The following is a 14,700-nucleotide window of genomic DNA, read 5'->3' on the forward strand; positions in this document are numbered from 1 at the left end:
CTGCCAACCACCGAGCACAACAAGCCAACAACGCAGTAACCTTCAATCCCGGGCTTTGTCAGGAATGATTGGTACGGCTATCGGGGGCAGGTCACTTGAACGACAAGTATCCACGGCTCATGGACATTTCATTCGACGGCCCTACCTTCTTTGCGCAGGAAGACGAGAGCCGGTTCTTCAACTGGATCTATGCGCTTCCCGCGTATGAGGAAATCCGTGGGCGTGGCACCATGCTTGAGCTGAAGCTTTGCGACCCCGTCGACGTGGATACGACAACGCAGCTTTTGGTCATATTCCGTCGTTGGCGCATCGACGTGGAGCCGCTCTTGCCGCTCAAGACAGGCGAGGTCGCTGGGCACGCGTTGTGGGAGAGCGACCTGGTCGAAGCTGGTGAGATGCGGGGGGATGACTGACCTCCCCGAGTGGGCGACTGAGCGCGATCCTTGTTTTCAGCAAATGGGGTCAGGTTCATTTTCCCGTGTGTGTGAATGAACGTGGTTCTTGCTATTTGGAGCAAAATCAAAGGCTTCCGCCTTTCGGCGGGTTCCTTTTGTCTTGGCAAAAGGAACCAAAACCGCCTGCTCCTGACGCCAGCCGGGCCGACTGCGCCGCCCCGGTCCCCTGTGCTCCTCAAGGCCGGCGGCACAGTGCCCAAACTCGCGCCGCTTCGCGGCACTCAAACATGGGCACCTCCCCGGCCACCGGCCTTTCCGGTGCTCTAGCAAATGGGGTCAGGTTCATTTTTCCGTGTGTGTGAATGAACGTGGTTCTTGCTGCTTGGAGCAAAACCAAAGGCTTCCGCCTTTCGGCGGGTTACTTTTGTCTTGGCAAAAGTAACCCAAACCGCCAGCTCCTGACGCCCGCCGGGCCGGCTGCGCCGCCTCGGTCCCCTGTGCGCCTCAAGGCCGGCGGCACGGTGCCCAAACTCGCGCCGCTTCGCGGCACTCAAACATGGGCACCTCTCCGGCCACCGGCCTTTCCGGTGCTCGGCGGGCTTTAAGTCGCGAAGATCAAGATCGACGGCAACGGCGTTTGTCTTGCTGAAGCTGACGCGTCCGGTGCGCGTGCAGACCCGGAGGGCGGCGCGCATGGACGCGCGCCGTTTTTCGGTCACGGCATGGATGCCGTGTCGAAAAATCCCGGGGTGCTCGCCGGTTGCGATTGAGCCGTGTCGGGAGAGGCCTTTTCTTTTGGCGACTTTTCTTTGGGCCAGCAAAGAAAAGCCGCCCGCCCCGGTAGGGGAGGAAGCTCCTGCTTTCAAGGAGTGAGGAGCCAAATGCCGTAAGCCGCGGCATCCGGTCGACTCGGGCGCGATCACGAGCCTCGCGCGAGTAGCCGCGAGCGGCACGACCTGTCGAAATGGCCGCGCTTGGTTCGTCGTGCTGTCGAATCCACCGTGAAAGGCCTGCCATGTCCTCGATTCAGCACCTCGCCTGCGCCTGCGGGCAGCTCCGTCTGGAGCTCGAAGGCGAGCCCATCGCCAGCGTCGAATGCTGCTGCGACAGCTGTCGCGAAGCCGGTGCGCGCATGGCGCGGTTGCCGGGTGCGCGGCCCGTGCTCAGCGAGTACGGCACGACCCACCTGGTCATGCAGCGAAAGGACCGCGTCCGTTTCGTCGCCGGCGCCGACCAGCTCCGGCAGTTCCGCCTCGCCCCCGACGCCCCCACCCGGCGCGTGGTCGCGGCGTGCTGCAACACGCCGGTGTTCCTGGAATTCGAAAGCGGTCACTGGCTGAGCCTGTACGGCGGCCTGTGGCGGGAAGACGCGTTGCCGCCGCTGCAGATGCGCACCATGGCCGGCGACCTGGACGACGCGTCGGCGCTCCCGGACGACGTTCCCAACAGCAAAGGGCGATCGCTGCCGTTCATCGCCAGGCTGCTGAGGGCGTGGATCGCGATGCGCTTCCGGGTCCCGAAGATCGCCGTCGCCGGAGACCTGCGTGTCTGAGCGTGGCGGCAAGCTCGGGGTCGACGGCAAAGGCGCTTGGCTTGCTGAAATCGACGAGTCCAGTGTGCGTGCAGACCCGGACGCGGGTGCGCAGGGCAGTGCTCCGCATTTCGGTCACGGCATGGGTGAGGTCGATGGGTGCTTGCGAGCCATTGGCTGGCCCATCGATCCAATCCACGCGACGCAAGTGCGTGCAGGTCTTTGACCGAAGGTCAAAGCCGTATCGAAAAGTTCCGGGACCTTCGCCGGTTGCGATTGAGCCGTGTCGGGGAGGCCCTATCCTTTGGTGACCTTTCTTTGGGCCAGAAAAGAAGAGCCCCCGGCCCCGGTGGGGGCGGAAGCTCCTGTCTTTCGGCTTTCGGTGATAGGCGGAGCGAGTCCGGATGCCGCTAGTCCTGTGGGTCGCTGGCCGCCAGCCTGATGCGCGACTCGGGGTCTTCCACCGTGCAGCGACGCTCGCGCAGCGTGGCGGCCATGCCCCGCGGCTCGAGCAGGTCGCCGATCGGCAGCAGGGCGACGGTGACCTTGTTGCGCATCAGGGCGCGTTCGACCGCCGCCAGCCAGGCGGCGCGGGTACGGGCGCGCAGGTCGCCGACGCCGTGTTCGCGCGCGATCGCGGAGCCGGCCAGGGCGTCGGAACACGCCCGGTACTGCGCGCTCGTCTCCGGCAGGGCACGCATCCGCTCCAGGTCGCCGACGGCCCAGGCGTCGGCGAGTTCGCGCATGGTGCCCAGTTCGTGTTCGACCCGGTCCAGGGTGAGCGAGAAGCAGCGTGCATCGTCCAGCGGCTGTCGTGCAAACGCCTTCAGTGCCGCCCGTGGGCTGTCGATCCCGATACCGACTTCGGGGCGGGTCACCCGCACGCCGCGCGCCCTGGCGAAGCGCACCACGCGGGACTGGGCCGGGTCAGGCCCGCATCCTCGAGCGCTTCCTTGTACAGGGTGCCGGCGGCAAAGATCGGGCGGTAGCGTTCGACCCCACGGTCGCTGCCCAGGTGGCGCGCCTTGAGCCTCCGCCAACGGGCGTACTCGGCCGCCGGCACGACGTCGCGCAACTGTGCGCCGTCCGGGTTTCGGCGCGCACGCATCGCCGCCGGCAGCAGGAACAGCTTGCCGAAGATGCTCACGTTCGGCTCGATCTCGTAGGACGGTGCCTCGATCACCTCCTGCGCCTGCGCGACCGCGTTCTCAACCTCGCGCGACAGCCAGTCGGCATCCCTGGGCAGCGGCGACAGCGTGCCGAGAATCCACAGCACATGGTCGCCGTGGGTGACCTTCCACAGCCCCGGCCCGCTGTCCGATGCCAGGATCGGCGCGAGGTCGACGATTTCAGCTTTGTTGCATGGCGGCGCGTCCGGGGCGGATGCCGCACCGGACCGGGTCGAAGCCGGTCGCCTCAGACCTCCTGGATGATGGCGAGGATGTTGCCCTCGGTGTCCTTGAACCATGCCGCGCGGACGCAGCCTTCGGTGACGATGTCGCCGTCGCACCTGGAGCCGGGAATGTCGTAGCGTTCGAACACCACGCCGCGTTGCTTCAGGGCGGCGACCTCCTGCTCGATGTCGTCGACCTGCCAGAGCGCCTGGCTCGCTTTCGAGGTCCCGGCATTCTCGGTGGGATACAGGAACGCGGCGGTGCCCTGGCCGAAACGGTAGGTCACCCCGTCCTCCAGCTCACCGCCCGGGTCGAAGCCGAGGACCTGTTCATAGAAGCGCCGCGCACGCGCGATGTCGCGCGCCGGCAGATACGCGTGGATAGGGTGGTTCTGGAGCATGATGTTCTCCTGTGGGTAGCCCGGCCGATCGCGGCCGGTACCTGATCGACGATCCGGGGCATGCGGATTCGACATCGGTCCAGGTGCGATCTCCCGACCATCATTGATCGAACGAATCGGGAGCAAAGCCGGGCCTGTCACGCCGCGTCCTTGTCGCTCGTCCTGGGTGGCGCCATATGGTGACGCCATATGGCCTTGCCGTCCCGCATGCGCATGCCTGCGACCGGCCCCCTCCCTCATTGCAAGGATCTCCATGAGCTCGAATATCTCCCCGATCGTGACCCTGTCCAATCCGGCAGGCCTGTACGACCCCGCGCCCAATGGCTATTCGCACCTGGCCCGAGTCGAGGGCGCGAAGCGATGGCTGCTGGTCGCGGGGCAGGGCGGCGAAACCGCCGACGGCCGCCTGTCCGCCGATTTCCGCTATCAGGTCCGGCAGGCCCTCTCCAACCTGGAGACGGCGCTGGCGTCGGCGGATGCCGGTCCGCTCGATGTCGCCAAGCTGACGGTGCTGATCGTCGATCACGACGAGTCGAAGCTGGGCGTATTCGGTGCCGAGCTTGGCCGGGTGTTTGGCGATCATCGTCCGGCCTGCACGCTGATCCCGGTGCCGCGTCTGGCCCTGGATGGCATGTTGTTCGAGATCGAAGCGATGGCCGCGGTCGCCGATCCGCGGGCCTAGCGCAGGGGCGGCGCATGCGGGCCGGCATGGCGCATGCGTCGGTCGCCGCGTGCGTCCTCGGTTATTCGCCGGTATCGAGGGTCTCGCGACGCGCGGGATCGGCCGTCCGCACCGCGATCTCGGCGCTTGTGTGACGCATCCTGCGGTTTCGGGCTATCGGCCGCCGCGAAGGATTGCCGCGATCAGGCCGGTTCCGGCCGCCGAATGCGTAGTTCCTTCAATGAGTTATCCTGATGACACAGGGATTCCATAGAACGGGGTAAAAACCAATGTCGAATTTTGCCGCTGCCCTCAGGGAGGAAGTGGCTCGTCTGGCCCGCAAGGAATTGCGCAAGAGCGTCGATCCGATGCGCAAGCAGGTCGCGGGCCTGCGTCGAGATGTGGCTGCGCTGAAGCGTGAGAACGCCACGCTTCGCAAGCAGTTGGGAACGCTGGGCAAGGCCTCGCGTTTCGCGATGTCGGCCGCGCCGGCGGTCGCCGGCTCCGCCGCTTCCAAGTCGGCCAAGCCGCGCCGCTTCTCGCCTGCTGGCCTGCACAAGCTGCGCGAGCGGCTTGGCCTGCCGGCCGCGGACTTCGGGCGCCTGGTCGGCGTCAGCGGCCCGACCGTCTACAACTGGGAGAAAGGGACCTCGCGTCCGAAGTCCGATCAGCTCGAGCGCATCGCCACGTTGCGCGGCAAGGGCAAGCGCGAGGTTCTCGCCGCGCTCGAAGCGCTGGGTTGACCCCGGTATTCGCCGCCTGAGTCTCACGCGTCGGTCGGGAACGGGATACGACGATGCTGGGACGGATCAGGCGATTGTTCGGTAGAGAGCGGGACAAGGCGGCCGTACCGGTTTCGGTGCGGCCTGCCGTTGCGATGGCCTGGCTGGGCCCCGCTGCCCGCTGCCGGCGACCGATCATTGACGCGACGCCTCAGGTCGCCTCGGCCTCGCGGCGAGTGCCGGCGTCGACCAGCGCCCAGCGCGCGATCTCGTCCTTGCGCGCGGCGGCCACGCCGGGCCGGGCCAAGGCATAGGCGAGGAAGTCGTCGAGTGCCTTGACCACCGCCGGGCGTCCGCCGATGCGGTCGTGGGTACTGATCGACATCATCCGGCGGCGGTCGCCGGCCTCGGCGTAGAGCTGGTCGAACGCGTCCTTGAGTTGTTCGAAGAACTGGCGGCTGGAGAACTTGCTGCCCTCGATCAGCACGATGTCGTTGCAGTCCAGGGTGTAGGGCACGACGACGAAGTCCCGGCCGTCGACCGGGACGACGAACGGCTCGTCGCGGCTGAGGTCGTCGATGTGATAGCTGAAGCCCAGCTCCTGCAGCAGCGACAGGGTGTTCGGGCTGCGCCGCAGCCAGTTGCAGTTGTAGCCGCGCGGCCGTTGTCCGGTGACCCGCTCGACGATCTCGACGCCTTCGCGGATGAAGGCGCGCTCTTGCTCGCGGCTCATGCCGTGCTGCGGGGTCCAGCTCATGCCGTGGGCGGCGGCCTCGTGGCCGCGGCGGACGATCTCGCGGGCCAGTTCGGGCGAGGTGCGCACTGCCGTCCCGACCATGTGCGAGGTGACCTTGATCCCGTGCTTGTCCCACAGATCGAGCAGGCGCGGGATGCCTTCGCGATAGCCGTACTGGAACCAGGTGCGTGCCGGCAGATCGGGTACCCCGGCCGGCAGCGGGTTGCCGGAGAACGGACTGTCGGCGCCCGCGTCGGGTTCGCCGCCGGCCTCGAACTGCATCGATACCGACAGCACCAGGCGCGCGCCGTTGGGCCAGAACCGGCCGCTTTCGCGCGGCAGGGCCGCGGCCGCGGGCGCGGCGGCAAGACCGCTGCCGAGCGCCAGGGTACCGGCGGCGAGGCCGGCGCCGGCCACGGTGTGCAGGAAGTCGCGACGCGACGGGGAGTTTTCGGTGCTCATGGTGGCGGAGGATCCTGGGTGAGGGGGATGTCCGCGCTTGCTGTCGGCCGGGCGTGGGCACGGCTGCGGACGGGGCCAGTCTGTGGTCGATCGGCGCATCGAAAAACCGGTCTGGACTCGAATCACTTTCAAAAAAAGCGGAACTGTCGCGCACGCCGCCGGACGCTGCTGCGCCGGGAGGTGTCTCATGCTCACCAGGTGAATCAATCGGTGTGCGCACGGCGTTGCCGACGGGCCTGGCGGTCGCCGCTGCCCCGACCCGGCGTCGCGCGCCCGGTCCCATGACCGCCGGCCTATTCGCGGCGACGGCCAAGCGCGTAGCATCGGGCCTTCGATTCCATGGAGGAAAGGCCATGTCCGTGCTGCGCCCGTTGCCGCTCGTCGCGGCTCTCGCAATGCTGTTGCCGCTGGCCGCGTGCCAGCCGTCCTCGCCTTCGGCCGACGGCGCCGCCGCCACCGCAAGCGCGAGCGCCGAACCCGATGTCGCGCGCCCCAGCCGTCAGTACAGCATCGAGGAGTTCGTCGAAAGCGTCGGCGTGGCGGGCGCTTCGTTCAGTCCGGACGAGGCGCGGGTCCTGTTCTCCTCGAACAAGGCCGGGGTCTGGAACGCCTACACGATGCCGGTGAGCGGCGGCGACTGGACCGCGGTCACCGACTCGACCACCCGCAACAGCTATGCGGTGGCGTATTTCCCGGGCGACGATCGTGTGCTGGTCACCCGCGACAACGACGGCGACGAGCTCGACCACCTGTTCGTCATCGATCAGGACGGCAAGGAAACCGACCTGACCCCGGGCGACAAGCTCAAGGCCGGTTTTGCCGGCTTCAGCCATGACGGTTCGCACTTCTTCGTGATCACCAACGAGCGCGATCCGCGTTTCTTCGATCTCTACCGCTACGCGACCGATGGTTACGCGCGCGAGCGGGTGTTCACCAACGACGCGGGCTTCCTGCCCGGCGAGGTGTCGCCGGACGGACAGTGGATGGCGCTGGGCAAGGCCAATTCGACCAACGATTCCGACCTGTTCGTGGTCCGGCTCGGCGGCGACGGCGAGCCGGTCAAGGTCAGCGAGCATCAGGGGCAGGCGCAGTTCGAGGCGCAGGCGTTCAGCGCCGACGGCAACTGGCTGTACTACACCGCCAACGACAGCGGCGAGTTCGCCGAGCTGCGCCGGGTCAATCTGCAGGATTGGAGCCACGAGCCGGTGCGCAAGGGCGACTGGGACATCGTCGCCGTCCGGCTGTCGCACAACGGCAAGTACATGGCGGTGGCCACCAATGTCGACGGCAGCACCGAGATCGCGCTCTACGACAGCGCCAGCGGCGAGCCGGTCGCGCTGCCGGAGCTGCCGGCCGGTGAGGTCCGCGGCCTGCAGATCGCCCGCAGCGAGAACCGGCTGGCGTTCTACATCAATGGCGACCGCCAGCCCAGCGATCTGTACGTGCTCGATCTCGACGGCAGCGAGCCGCGCCAGCTGACCACCTCGCTCAACCCGGCGATCGATCCGGCCGACCTGGTCGATTCCAGCGTCGTGCGCTTCAAGAGCTTCGACGGCATGGAGATCCCCAACATCCTGTGGAAGCCGCACCAGGCCACTGCCGACAACAAGGTGCCGGCCCTGGTCTGGGTGCACGGCGGGCCGGGCGGGCAGACCACCCGCGCGCACTCGGCGACGATCCAGTACCTGGCCAATCACGGCTACGTGGTGCTGGGCATCAACAACCGCGGCTCCAGCGGCTACGGCAAGACCTTCTTCGCCGCCGACGACGGCAAGCACGGTCGCGAACCGTTGTGGGACACCATCGAGGCGAAGAAGTACCTGCAGTCGCTGGATTACGTCGATCCCGACCGCATCGGCATCATCGGCGGCAGCTACGGCGGCTACATGGTGCTGTCGGCGCTGGCGTTCAAACCCGGCGAGTTCAAGACCGGCGTCGACATCTTCGGCGTCGCCAACTGGGTCCGCACGCTGGAGTCGATCCCGCCGTACTGGGAAAGCTTCCGCGAAGCGCTGTACCAGGAGGTCGGCAACCCCGAGACCCAGCGCGACTTCCTGATCGAGACCTCGCCGCTGTTCCATGCCGACAAGATCGACGTGCCGCTGATGGTGCTGCAGGGCGCCAACGACCCGCGCGTGATCAAGCCCGAAAGCGACGACATCGTCGCCGCGGTGAAGAAGAACGGGGTGCCGGTGGAGTACGTGGTGTTCGACGACGAGGGCCACGGGTTCTCCAAGAACAAGAACCGGATCGAGGGCTACGGCAAGGTCCTCGCCTTCCTCGACACCTACCTCAAGGGCGATGGCGGTGCCGCGGAGGCCGACGTCGCCAGCGCCGGTGAAGCCGGTGCCGAAGGTGCCGGGGCCGGGGCGGCGCCCGCCTCGGGCAGCAACTAGAGCTCGGCGGCCCGGTCGGTCTTCCGGCCGGTCGGGCCGTGATCCCTGCGGGGTTCAGATCCAGGCAATGGAGCGCGCGGCAATGGCGGTGGAATGGCGTGATTCGATCGAGGGCGTCGACTGGGGCGCGTTGTCGGAGATGTACCGGCGCGCGCCGCTGGGCGACAAGAGCGCGGACTGGCTGCGCACCGCGTTCTCCAACAGCATGTTCAGGTGCTTCGCCTGCGAGGACGGCCGGGTGATCGCCTCCGGGCGCGCGGTCGCCGATGGCGTCGACTGTGCGTACCTGTGCGACATCGCGGTCGATCCCGACCACCAGGGCCGCGGCCTGGGCCGGGCGATCATCGAACGCCTGGTCGAGCGCTCGCGCGGCCACCGCAAGATCATCCTGTATGCGGTGCCCGGGCGCGAGCCGTTCTACGAGAAGTTCGGCTTCCGCCGCATGCGCACCGCGATGGCGATCTTCGAGAATCCGCAGCAGGCCGCGCAGAACGGCTATATCGACGAGGCCTGAAGCCCGCGGGATGGAAGCCGCCGCGTCGATCGCGACGCGGCCTGCTCCGCGTAGAGAGGCTGCGCGGGGCTACTTGGTGGTGTAGCCGCCGTTGACGAGGATGGTCTGCCCGGTCATCCACCAGCCGTCGGAGACCAGGAAGCGGATGAACGGCACGATGTCCTCGATATCGGTCAGGCCGGTCCTGGAGAACTTCGACAGCGCCGCGGCGGACTTGTGATAGGCGACCGCGTCGTCGCCCTCGGCCGGGTAGAAGAACGGCGTATCCATCGGCCCGGGACCGATCGCGGTCACCGATATCCCGCGTTCGCCGAACTCCTTGGACGCGGCGCGGGTGAAATGCTCGACCGGTGCCTTGGTGCCGGCGTAGGACGCGTAGAACGGCGTGAACGCGCCCAGCAGCGAGGTGACCACGGTGCAGACCTTGCCGTTGTCGTTGAGATTGCGCCCGGCCTCCTTGAGGAAGAAGAACGCCGACTTGGCGTTGACCGCCGACATCTGGTCGTACTCGGCTTCGCTGATGTCGACCATCGGTTTCTTCAGCACCTTGCCGACGGTGTTGATCGCGATGTCGGGCCTGCCGAGCGCGGCGGTCGTGTCGGCGAACAGTTTCTCGACCGCGCCGGCACCGGTCAGGTCGGCCTGGAAGGTCGCCGCCCTGGCGCCCGCCGCTTCGACCGCTTTGCGGGTGGTCTCGGCGTCGGCGGCGGCCGCGTCGCTGTTGTAATGGATCGCGACCGCGCCGGCGCCCTGCGCGGCGAGGTCGCGCGCGAGCAGGCCGCCGAGATTCTTGGCGCCGCCGGCGATGAGGACGGTCTTGCCCTTGATGCTGTGATCGCTCATTGCATGTCTCCTGTCGGGGGAAAGGTCATTCGCCGACGATGCGCATCTGTCGGATGCGACCGTCGTCGAGGGTGAAGATGAAGCGGCTGTCGCCGCTGTAGTGGCGGCTGGTCCAGTGCGCGTCGACGGTGACCCGGGCGCCACTGCGGCGCACCCGGGCCACGCGCAGGTGACCACCGGCGCCGACGAACTCGCGATCGCTCCAGCGACGGATCGCCTGCGGCGTGGTGAAGTGGCGGCCCCAGTCGTCGACCTCGCCGTCGGCCGCGAACAGGGACAGCGCGGTATCGGCATCGCCGCGATTGATGGCGTTGACGAAGCTGTCGAGCGGTGCGGGCAGGGAAGTCTCGGGCATCTCCGGGCTCCGGTGGCGGTGCGCCCGCGATGGCCGCGGGCGTCACGACCGCCACCCCCGCCGTCACGGCGGGCGGGTATGCTGGGCGACAGGCCGCTTGTGCTGCTGTCGGCCGCAGTCGGCGGATCGTTCCGTTCCTTATAGGAGTACGTGCGCGGCGCCGCTTTCAGAATGTCCGGACCACTGTCAACTTATTCCGCAAGCGCTCGCGCCGCCGGCGAGGCGGCGCTGGAGCAGACCGCCCTGCAGCGATCGACGGACCCGCTGGCGGAACGGCGGCGACGGCTGCTGTCGCAGACCTGCCTGGCCTTCGCCGGCGGCGAGTTCTCGCTGGTGTCGGAAGACATCAGCGAGCCGACCGAGTGGACCATCGAGCACGACTGCCACACCCTGATCGTGCACCTGCAAGGACGGATGCAGCATCTGGAGACCCGCATCGACGGCGGCCGCGCATGCCGGGCGCCGGCACGCCCGGGCGAGGCCTGGCTGATCCCGGCCGGTGCCTACTACGTCGGCCGCGCCGACGGCGGCAACATCGCCTACGCCGAGTTCCGCATCAAACGGGCCTGGCTGAGCGGTCTGGGCAGGGGGGCGCCCGGCGACCCGCTGCGGCCGCTGATGAAACAACGCGACCCGCTGCTGCACGGCCTGACCGGGCGGATGATCCAGCTTGCCGATGCGGACGATGACCTGGCCGGGATGCTGCGCGACACGATGGCCGAGGTGGTCGGCCTACACCTGCTGCGCGAATACCCGGCCGGCGTCGTCGCACGACCGGCGCGGACACCGCCGAGCCTGTCCGAGGCACAGCAGCGGCGCCTGCAGGACTACATCCTCGCCCACCTCGACCAGCACCTGGGACTGGAGGAGCTGGCGCGCCTGGCCGGCATCGGTCGCCACCGGTTGATCGAGGCATTCCGGCACTGTTTCGGGATGACGCCGATGCAGTACATCATCGCCCAGCGCCTGCAGCTGGCCTGCGGCCTGCTGGAAAGCACCCGCCAGGACATCACCTCGATCGCGCTGGCGACCGGTTTCTCCAGCCACAGCCACCTGAGCTCGGCGTTCAAGCGCCGCTACGGCATCACCCCGCGCCAGTTCCGCGCCCAGGCCAAGGGCATCTCCGGCGCCTGAGCCGGTCACGCCCGCGCCGTTGCCGTGCCCGATCGCCGGCCCGAGATCGGCGACGCACTCAGCGCAGGTGCGGCGGTATCCGCTCCGGCACGGTCCAGGCGTAGATCACCGAATCGCCGATGACCCGCTGCCGCTCCGGCGTCCAGTCGCCCATGTGGTAGTTGTGGGTGACGATGCGGGTGCCCGGCGCCAGACGCAGCAGCCTGGGGCGCAGCTTCAGGTTGAGGTCCGGCAGCAGGTAGAGGGTGACCACGGTGGCGCTGGACAGGTCGATCTCGAACAGGTCGGCCTCGATGAAGGTGACCTGCCCGGCGACGCCGGCGCGATGGGCGGCGAGATTGGCCTCGCGGATGCGCAGCGGGTGGATCTCGACCCCGACTCCGCGCGTGCCCCAGCGCCTGGCGGCGGTGATCGGAATACGGCCGTCGCCTGAGCCCAGATCGTAGACCACGTCGTCGGCGCCGACGTCGGCGATCTCCAGCATCGCGTCGACCACCGGCTGCGGCGTCGGCACATAGACCACGTCGGGGGTGCGTTCCGGTCGCGGTTTGTCCTGCGGTGACAGCGAGGTCTGGTCGAATCCCAGCGGCGCCGCGGACAACGGCGGGTCGGAGCTGGAGCCGGCCGGCTCCGCCGCGCGCGAAGGCGGAATCGGAACGGTGGCCTGCGGGGGCATCGCGGTATCGCCGGCGGCGGTTCCGGCCTGTGGTTCGGGCGCGACGCCACAGGCGCCGAGCAGACCGGCGATGACGGCACCGGCGGTCATCGTCGCGACGCCGCCGGCGCGGGGGCTGGAGTCCTGCGGGTGATATGCCATCGGCTGCTCCGCGGTCAGGGCCGACCTGCATTGTGACCCGGCCGGGTGAAGGATTCGCGCAGGCGGCGAACGGCCGTCGCCCCCCCGCGAAATCTCCGTCGGAGTTGGGTAAGGTGGCGGACAAGCACCCGGCCTGCCGCGTACGGTCCCACCGGCCGTCGCCCCCAACGTGGAGTCCGCCCATGCCGTCCTCGCGCACACCTGCTCCGGACACGCCGCTGTCGAATCTCCTGCGTTTCATCGAACGCCACCCGGACGCCCGGATCATCGACCTGGTGGTCGACACCAGCTATCTCGACGGCGTGCTGATGCCGGTGCTGGAAGTCGGCGCCTACGGCCTCCGCGACGGGGTGTCGCTGAGCGAGGCGGCGAGGATGGCCTACGAGAACGGCGACGACGGCTTTCTCTACGACGAGCTGGAGCTGCTTGCCGACGCCGCCGACATCGGCATCGCCCACTTCTATCCGCGCTGGCCGAACGCGACCGAGGCCGGCGACGAGGCGCTGCTCGCGGCGCTGCGCGAACAGGTGCCGGCGCATGTCGATGGCGTCCCGCGCAAGACCTATCTGTTCCACCACGTCGATACCCAGCCCTACATCAACCTGCTGACCGGCAAGCCGTTCGCCACCCACGGTTAGGCCGGGGAAAGCGGGCGGCGGCGCCGTTGGCGTATTCCACCGGTTGCACTCACAATGATCGGCAGTACCCGGTCGACATGTTTGTCGGCGGATGCGCCGGCTCCAGGGCGGTCCGGCCGGGTGTGGATGACAAGATCGGCCGCAAGGGAGGCGCGCATGGCATCGAGTACCCAGGAGCTGGAACTGTTCGTCCGCCAGTCGCTGGCGGCCGGACTTGGCCGCGAGGACATCCAGGCGGCGCTGGCCGAGGCCGGGTGGTCTGCCGAGCAGGTGCGCAGCGCGCTGGATGCCTACGCCGACATGGCGTTTCCGGTGCCGGTGCCGCGTCCGCGGCCGTATCTGTCCGCGCGCGAGGCCTTCCTGTATCTGGTGTTGTTCGCCACGCTCTATGTCGCGGCCTATCACCTGGGCAGCCTGTTGTTCGATCTGATCACCCGCGCCTTGCCCGATCCGGCCGACTCCGAATACCTGCGCCAGCGCCTGGGGCATTCGATGCGCTGGTCGGTCGCCTCGGTGATCATCGCCTTTCCGGTGTTCCTGCTGATGGCGCGCCAGTTGGCGCGCGAGCTGGCGCGCAACCCGGTCAAGCGGCTGTCCGCGGTGCGCCGCTGGCTGACCTACCTGACCCTGTTCGTGGCCGCCGCGGTGCTGATCGGCGACATGATCACCCTGGTCTACAACCTGCTCGGCGGCGAGCTGACCCTGCGCTTCGTGCTCAAGGTGCTGGTGGTGGCGGTGATCGCCGGCGGCATTTTCGGCTACTACCTCAGCGACCTGCGCAAAGAGGAGCGCGAGGCATGAGCGCGACACGAGGTGGCGCCGGGCGCGTACTGGCGATCGCCGCCAGCGTCGTGGTGGTGGCGACGGTGGCGACCGCGCTGATGGTGATGGACCCGCCGGCGAAGCAGCGCGACATGCGTATCGACGAGCGCCGCGAGGACGACCTGATGCGGATCGAGACGCTGGCACGGGAGCACCTGAAAGCGCATGACGCGCTGCCGGCGGATCTTGCCGCGCTGGCCGCGCGTCCCGGCCTGGCCGTGGCGGTCGCCGACCCGGTCGATGGCAGCGCCTACGGCTACGAGGTGACCGGGCCGCGCTCGCTGCGGCTGTGCGCGAACTTCGCCACCGACACCTCCGATCGCGGCGGCAAGCGCCATGTCCGTTCCGCCTGGGCGCACCCGGCGGGTCACCACTGTTTCGACCGGCGTTTCGAAAAGCCCTCCCGCGCCGACGACTGAACCGGCGCCGCGCCGGAGCCGCGGCGCGTGTATCGCCGGGCTGCGGCTTGCGTCACACTGTGCCCGACGCCGTACCGAAGCAGAGGCCGCCATGTCCCGATTCTCAAAGGCCCGTCGCGATGCCCGCCGCAAGCAGACGCCCGACCGCCCGATCCGCCGACTTGGCGATGCCTTGCAGCCGCACGCGCAACTGCTCGATGCCGACGGCAACGTGGTCGGCGGTGCCGGGCTGCGCGATCGCGAGTGGGTGATGGTGCTGGGCGGCAAGGCGCTGCGCGGTACCGAGAGCGCGGCGATGGTGCTGGCGATGCTCAAGCACGCGGTGGCATCGCAGGCACGGTCCGGGCGCAGCCTGGAGCTGCACGTCTCGGCGACGCTGGACGCGGCCGCGACCCATGAGGCGATGGCGGCCGGCAAGTCGCTGCCGCAATACCTGGAAATGCTGGAAAGCGAGCGCGTGG

Annotated in this window: 17 protein-coding genes and 1 pseudogene; 11 read left to right on the plus strand and 7 right to left on the minus strand. The window is 68.3% G+C overall.

Features of this window, described 5'->3' with window-relative positions:
- Nucleotides 1-119 precede the first annotated feature (119 nt).
- Both FKV24_RS19110 and FKV24_RS02390 read left to right on the plus strand, forming a co-directional pair.
- Nucleotides 120-413: a hypothetical protein gene (locus FKV24_RS19110; protein ID WP_170288182.1), complete on the plus strand. Its 294-nt coding sequence runs from the start codon at nucleotides 120-122 to the stop codon at nucleotides 411-413.
- 946 nt (nucleotides 414-1,359) lie between these two features.
- Entirely contained in the window at nucleotides 1,360-1,947 is a 588-nt protein-coding gene (locus tag FKV24_RS02390; RefSeq protein ID WP_249040879.1) for a GFA family protein, read from the plus strand.
- A 389-nt stretch (nucleotides 1,948-2,336) separates the two neighbouring features.
- Here FKV24_RS02390 and FKV24_RS02395 read toward each other — a convergent pair whose 3' ends face one another.
- Genes FKV24_RS02395 through FKV24_RS02405 form a run of 3 tightly spaced genes read right to left on the minus strand, consistent with a single transcriptional unit; the run spans nucleotide 2,337 to nucleotide 3,720 of the window.
- Nucleotides 2,337-2,804: a TraB/GumN family protein gene (locus tag FKV24_RS02395; RefSeq protein ID WP_141481070.1), complete on the minus strand. Its 468-nt coding sequence runs from the start codon at nucleotides 2,802-2,804 to the stop codon at nucleotides 2,337-2,339.
- The gene (locus FKV24_RS02400; RefSeq protein WP_141481071.1) at nucleotides 2,801-3,394 is read right to left on the minus strand and encodes a TraB/GumN family protein; all 594 of its coding nucleotides are present in this window, start codon (nucleotides 3,392-3,394) and stop codon (nucleotides 2,801-2,803) included. The genes FKV24_RS02395 and FKV24_RS02400 overlap by 4 nt, the downstream gene beginning before the upstream one ends.
- On the minus strand, nucleotides 3,343-3,720 hold the full coding sequence (locus FKV24_RS02405; RefSeq protein ID WP_141481072.1) for a VOC family protein: 378 nt from the start codon (nucleotides 3,718-3,720) through the stop codon (nucleotides 3,343-3,345). Before FKV24_RS02405 ends, FKV24_RS02400 begins: the two co-directional genes overlap by 52 nt.
- 253 nt (nucleotides 3,721-3,973) lie before the next feature.
- Here FKV24_RS02405 and FKV24_RS02410 point away from each other — a divergent pair, with 253 nt between their 5' ends.
- Together FKV24_RS02410 and FKV24_RS02415 are read left to right on the plus strand one after the other, a co-directional pair.
- Nucleotides 3,974-4,402, plus strand: a complete 429-nt coding sequence (locus tag FKV24_RS02410) for a RidA family protein (protein ID WP_141481073.1) — start codon at nucleotides 3,974-3,976, stop codon at nucleotides 4,400-4,402.
- 302 nt (nucleotides 4,403-4,704) lie between these two features.
- Nucleotides 4,705-5,124 (plus strand): helix-turn-helix domain-containing protein, encoded by a 420-nt coding sequence (locus tag FKV24_RS02415; RefSeq protein WP_170288184.1) that lies wholly within the window; start codon nucleotides 4,705-4,707, stop codon nucleotides 5,122-5,124.
- Nucleotides 5,125-5,314: 190 nt separating this feature from the next.
- On the opposite strand, the gene FKV24_RS02420 is transcribed toward FKV24_RS02415, so the two are convergent.
- The gene (locus FKV24_RS02420) at nucleotides 5,315-6,301 is read right to left on the minus strand and encodes a polysaccharide deacetylase family protein (protein WP_141481074.1); all 987 of its coding nucleotides are present in this window, start codon (nucleotides 6,299-6,301) and stop codon (nucleotides 5,315-5,317) included.
- A gap of 353 nt (nucleotides 6,302-6,654) precedes the next feature.
- Here FKV24_RS02420 and FKV24_RS02425 point away from each other — a divergent pair, with 353 nt between their 5' ends.
- Nucleotides 6,655-8,697 carry a S9 family peptidase gene (locus FKV24_RS02425; protein ID WP_141481075.1) on the plus strand — a complete coding sequence of 681 codons (2,043 nt, stop codon included), beginning with the start codon at nucleotides 6,655-6,657 and terminating at the stop codon, nucleotides 8,695-8,697.
- 82 nt (nucleotides 8,698-8,779) lie between these two features.
- On the plus strand, nucleotides 8,780-9,211 hold the full coding sequence (locus tag FKV24_RS02430) for a GNAT family N-acetyltransferase (RefSeq protein WP_111265439.1): 432 nt from the start codon (nucleotides 8,780-8,782) through the stop codon (nucleotides 9,209-9,211).
- Nucleotides 9,212-9,280: 69 nt separating this feature from the next.
- Here FKV24_RS02430 and FKV24_RS02435 read toward each other — a convergent pair whose 3' ends face one another.
- Nucleotides 9,281-10,054 carry an SDR family oxidoreductase gene (locus FKV24_RS02435; protein WP_111265440.1) on the minus strand — a complete coding sequence of 258 codons (774 nt, stop codon included), beginning with the start codon at nucleotides 10,052-10,054 and terminating at the stop codon, nucleotides 9,281-9,283.
- A gap of 25 nt (nucleotides 10,055-10,079) precedes the next feature.
- Nucleotides 10,080-10,409 carry a nuclear transport factor 2 family protein gene (locus FKV24_RS02440; RefSeq protein WP_111265441.1) on the minus strand — a complete coding sequence of 110 codons (330 nt, stop codon included), beginning with the start codon at nucleotides 10,407-10,409 and terminating at the stop codon, nucleotides 10,080-10,082.
- 171 nt (nucleotides 10,410-10,580) lie between these two features.
- Between FKV24_RS02440 and FKV24_RS02445 the strand changes: the two genes are divergently transcribed.
- Nucleotides 10,581-11,543 carry an AraC family transcriptional regulator gene (locus tag FKV24_RS02445; protein WP_141481076.1) on the plus strand — a complete coding sequence of 321 codons (963 nt, stop codon included), beginning with the start codon at nucleotides 10,581-10,583 and terminating at the stop codon, nucleotides 11,541-11,543.
- A gap of 58 nt (nucleotides 11,544-11,601) precedes the next feature.
- On the opposite strand, the gene FKV24_RS02450 is transcribed toward FKV24_RS02445, so the two are convergent.
- Nucleotides 11,602-12,360, minus strand: coding sequence for an SAM-dependent methyltransferase (locus FKV24_RS02450; RefSeq protein ID WP_211371756.1), 759 nt, complete (start codon nucleotides 12,358-12,360; stop codon nucleotides 11,602-11,604).
- Between the two features lie 182 nt (nucleotides 12,361-12,542).
- On the opposite strand from FKV24_RS02450, the gene FKV24_RS02455 reads away from it, so the two are divergent.
- The 4 genes and pseudogenes from FKV24_RS02455 to FKV24_RS02470 form a co-directional block, all read left to right on the plus strand.
- Entirely contained in the window at nucleotides 12,543-12,998 is a 456-nt protein-coding gene (locus FKV24_RS02455; RefSeq protein WP_111265443.1) for a hypothetical protein, read from the plus strand.
- A 156-nt stretch (nucleotides 12,999-13,154) separates the two neighbouring features.
- Entirely contained in the window at nucleotides 13,155-13,799 is a 645-nt protein-coding gene (locus FKV24_RS02460) for a DUF5671 domain-containing protein (RefSeq protein WP_141481077.1), read from the plus strand.
- Nucleotides 13,796-14,239 carry a hypothetical protein gene (locus FKV24_RS02465; protein WP_141481078.1) on the plus strand — a complete coding sequence of 148 codons (444 nt, stop codon included), beginning with the start codon at nucleotides 13,796-13,798 and terminating at the stop codon, nucleotides 14,237-14,239. Before FKV24_RS02460 ends, FKV24_RS02465 begins: the two co-directional genes overlap by 4 nt.
- Before the next feature lie 91 nt (nucleotides 14,240-14,330).
- A pseudogene (locus FKV24_RS02470) lies at nucleotides 14,331-14,700 on the plus strand (hypothetical protein); the annotation flags it as partial.

It is taken from the genome of Marilutibacter maris, assembly GCF_006546735.2.
Classification (GTDB): domain Bacteria; phylum Pseudomonadota; class Gammaproteobacteria; order Xanthomonadales; family Xanthomonadaceae; genus Marilutibacter; species Marilutibacter maris.

Coding starts and splice junctions, on each gene's coding strand:
- FKV24_RS02450 (WP_211371756.1), bottom strand. CDS start 12,360: ATGGCATATCACCCGCAGGACTCCAGCCCCCGCGCCGGCGGCGTCGCG.
- FKV24_RS02435 (WP_111265440.1), bottom strand. CDS start 10,054: ATGAGCGATCACAGCATCAAGGGCAAGACCGTCCTCATCGCCGGCGGC.
- FKV24_RS02455 (WP_111265443.1), top strand. CDS start 12,543: ATGCCGTCCTCGCGCACACCTGCTCCGGACACGCCGCTGTCGAATCTC.
- FKV24_RS02405 (WP_141481072.1), bottom strand. CDS start 3,720: ATGCTCCAGAACCACCCTATCCACGCGTATCTGCCGGCGCGCGACATC.
- FKV24_RS02440 (WP_111265441.1), bottom strand. CDS start 10,409: ATGCCCGAGACTTCCCTGCCCGCACCGCTCGACAGCTTCGTCAACGCC.
- FKV24_RS02465 (WP_141481078.1), top strand. CDS start 13,796: ATGAGCGCGACACGAGGTGGCGCCGGGCGCGTACTGGCGATCGCCGCC.
- FKV24_RS19110 (WP_170288182.1), top strand. CDS start 120: ATGGACATTTCATTCGACGGCCCTACCTTCTTTGCGCAGGAAGACGAG.
- FKV24_RS02400 (WP_141481071.1), bottom strand. CDS start 3,394: ATGGTTCAAGGACACCGAGGGCAACATCCTCGCCATCATCCAGGAGGT.
- FKV24_RS02425 (WP_141481075.1), top strand. CDS start 6,655: ATGTCCGTGCTGCGCCCGTTGCCGCTCGTCGCGGCTCTCGCAATGCTG.
- FKV24_RS02445 (WP_141481076.1), top strand. CDS start 10,581: ATGTCCGGACCACTGTCAACTTATTCCGCAAGCGCTCGCGCCGCCGGC.
- FKV24_RS02420 (WP_141481074.1), bottom strand. CDS start 6,301: ATGAGCACCGAAAACTCCCCGTCGCGTCGCGACTTCCTGCACACCGTG.
- FKV24_RS02390 (WP_249040879.1), top strand. CDS start 1,360: ATGGCCGCGCTTGGTTCGTCGTGCTGTCGAATCCACCGTGAAAGGCCT.
- FKV24_RS02460 (WP_141481077.1), top strand. CDS start 13,155: ATGGCATCGAGTACCCAGGAGCTGGAACTGTTCGTCCGCCAGTCGCTG.
- FKV24_RS02410 (WP_141481073.1), top strand. CDS start 3,974: ATGAGCTCGAATATCTCCCCGATCGTGACCCTGTCCAATCCGGCAGGC.
- FKV24_RS02430 (WP_111265439.1), top strand. CDS start 8,780: ATGGCGGTGGAATGGCGTGATTCGATCGAGGGCGTCGACTGGGGCGCG.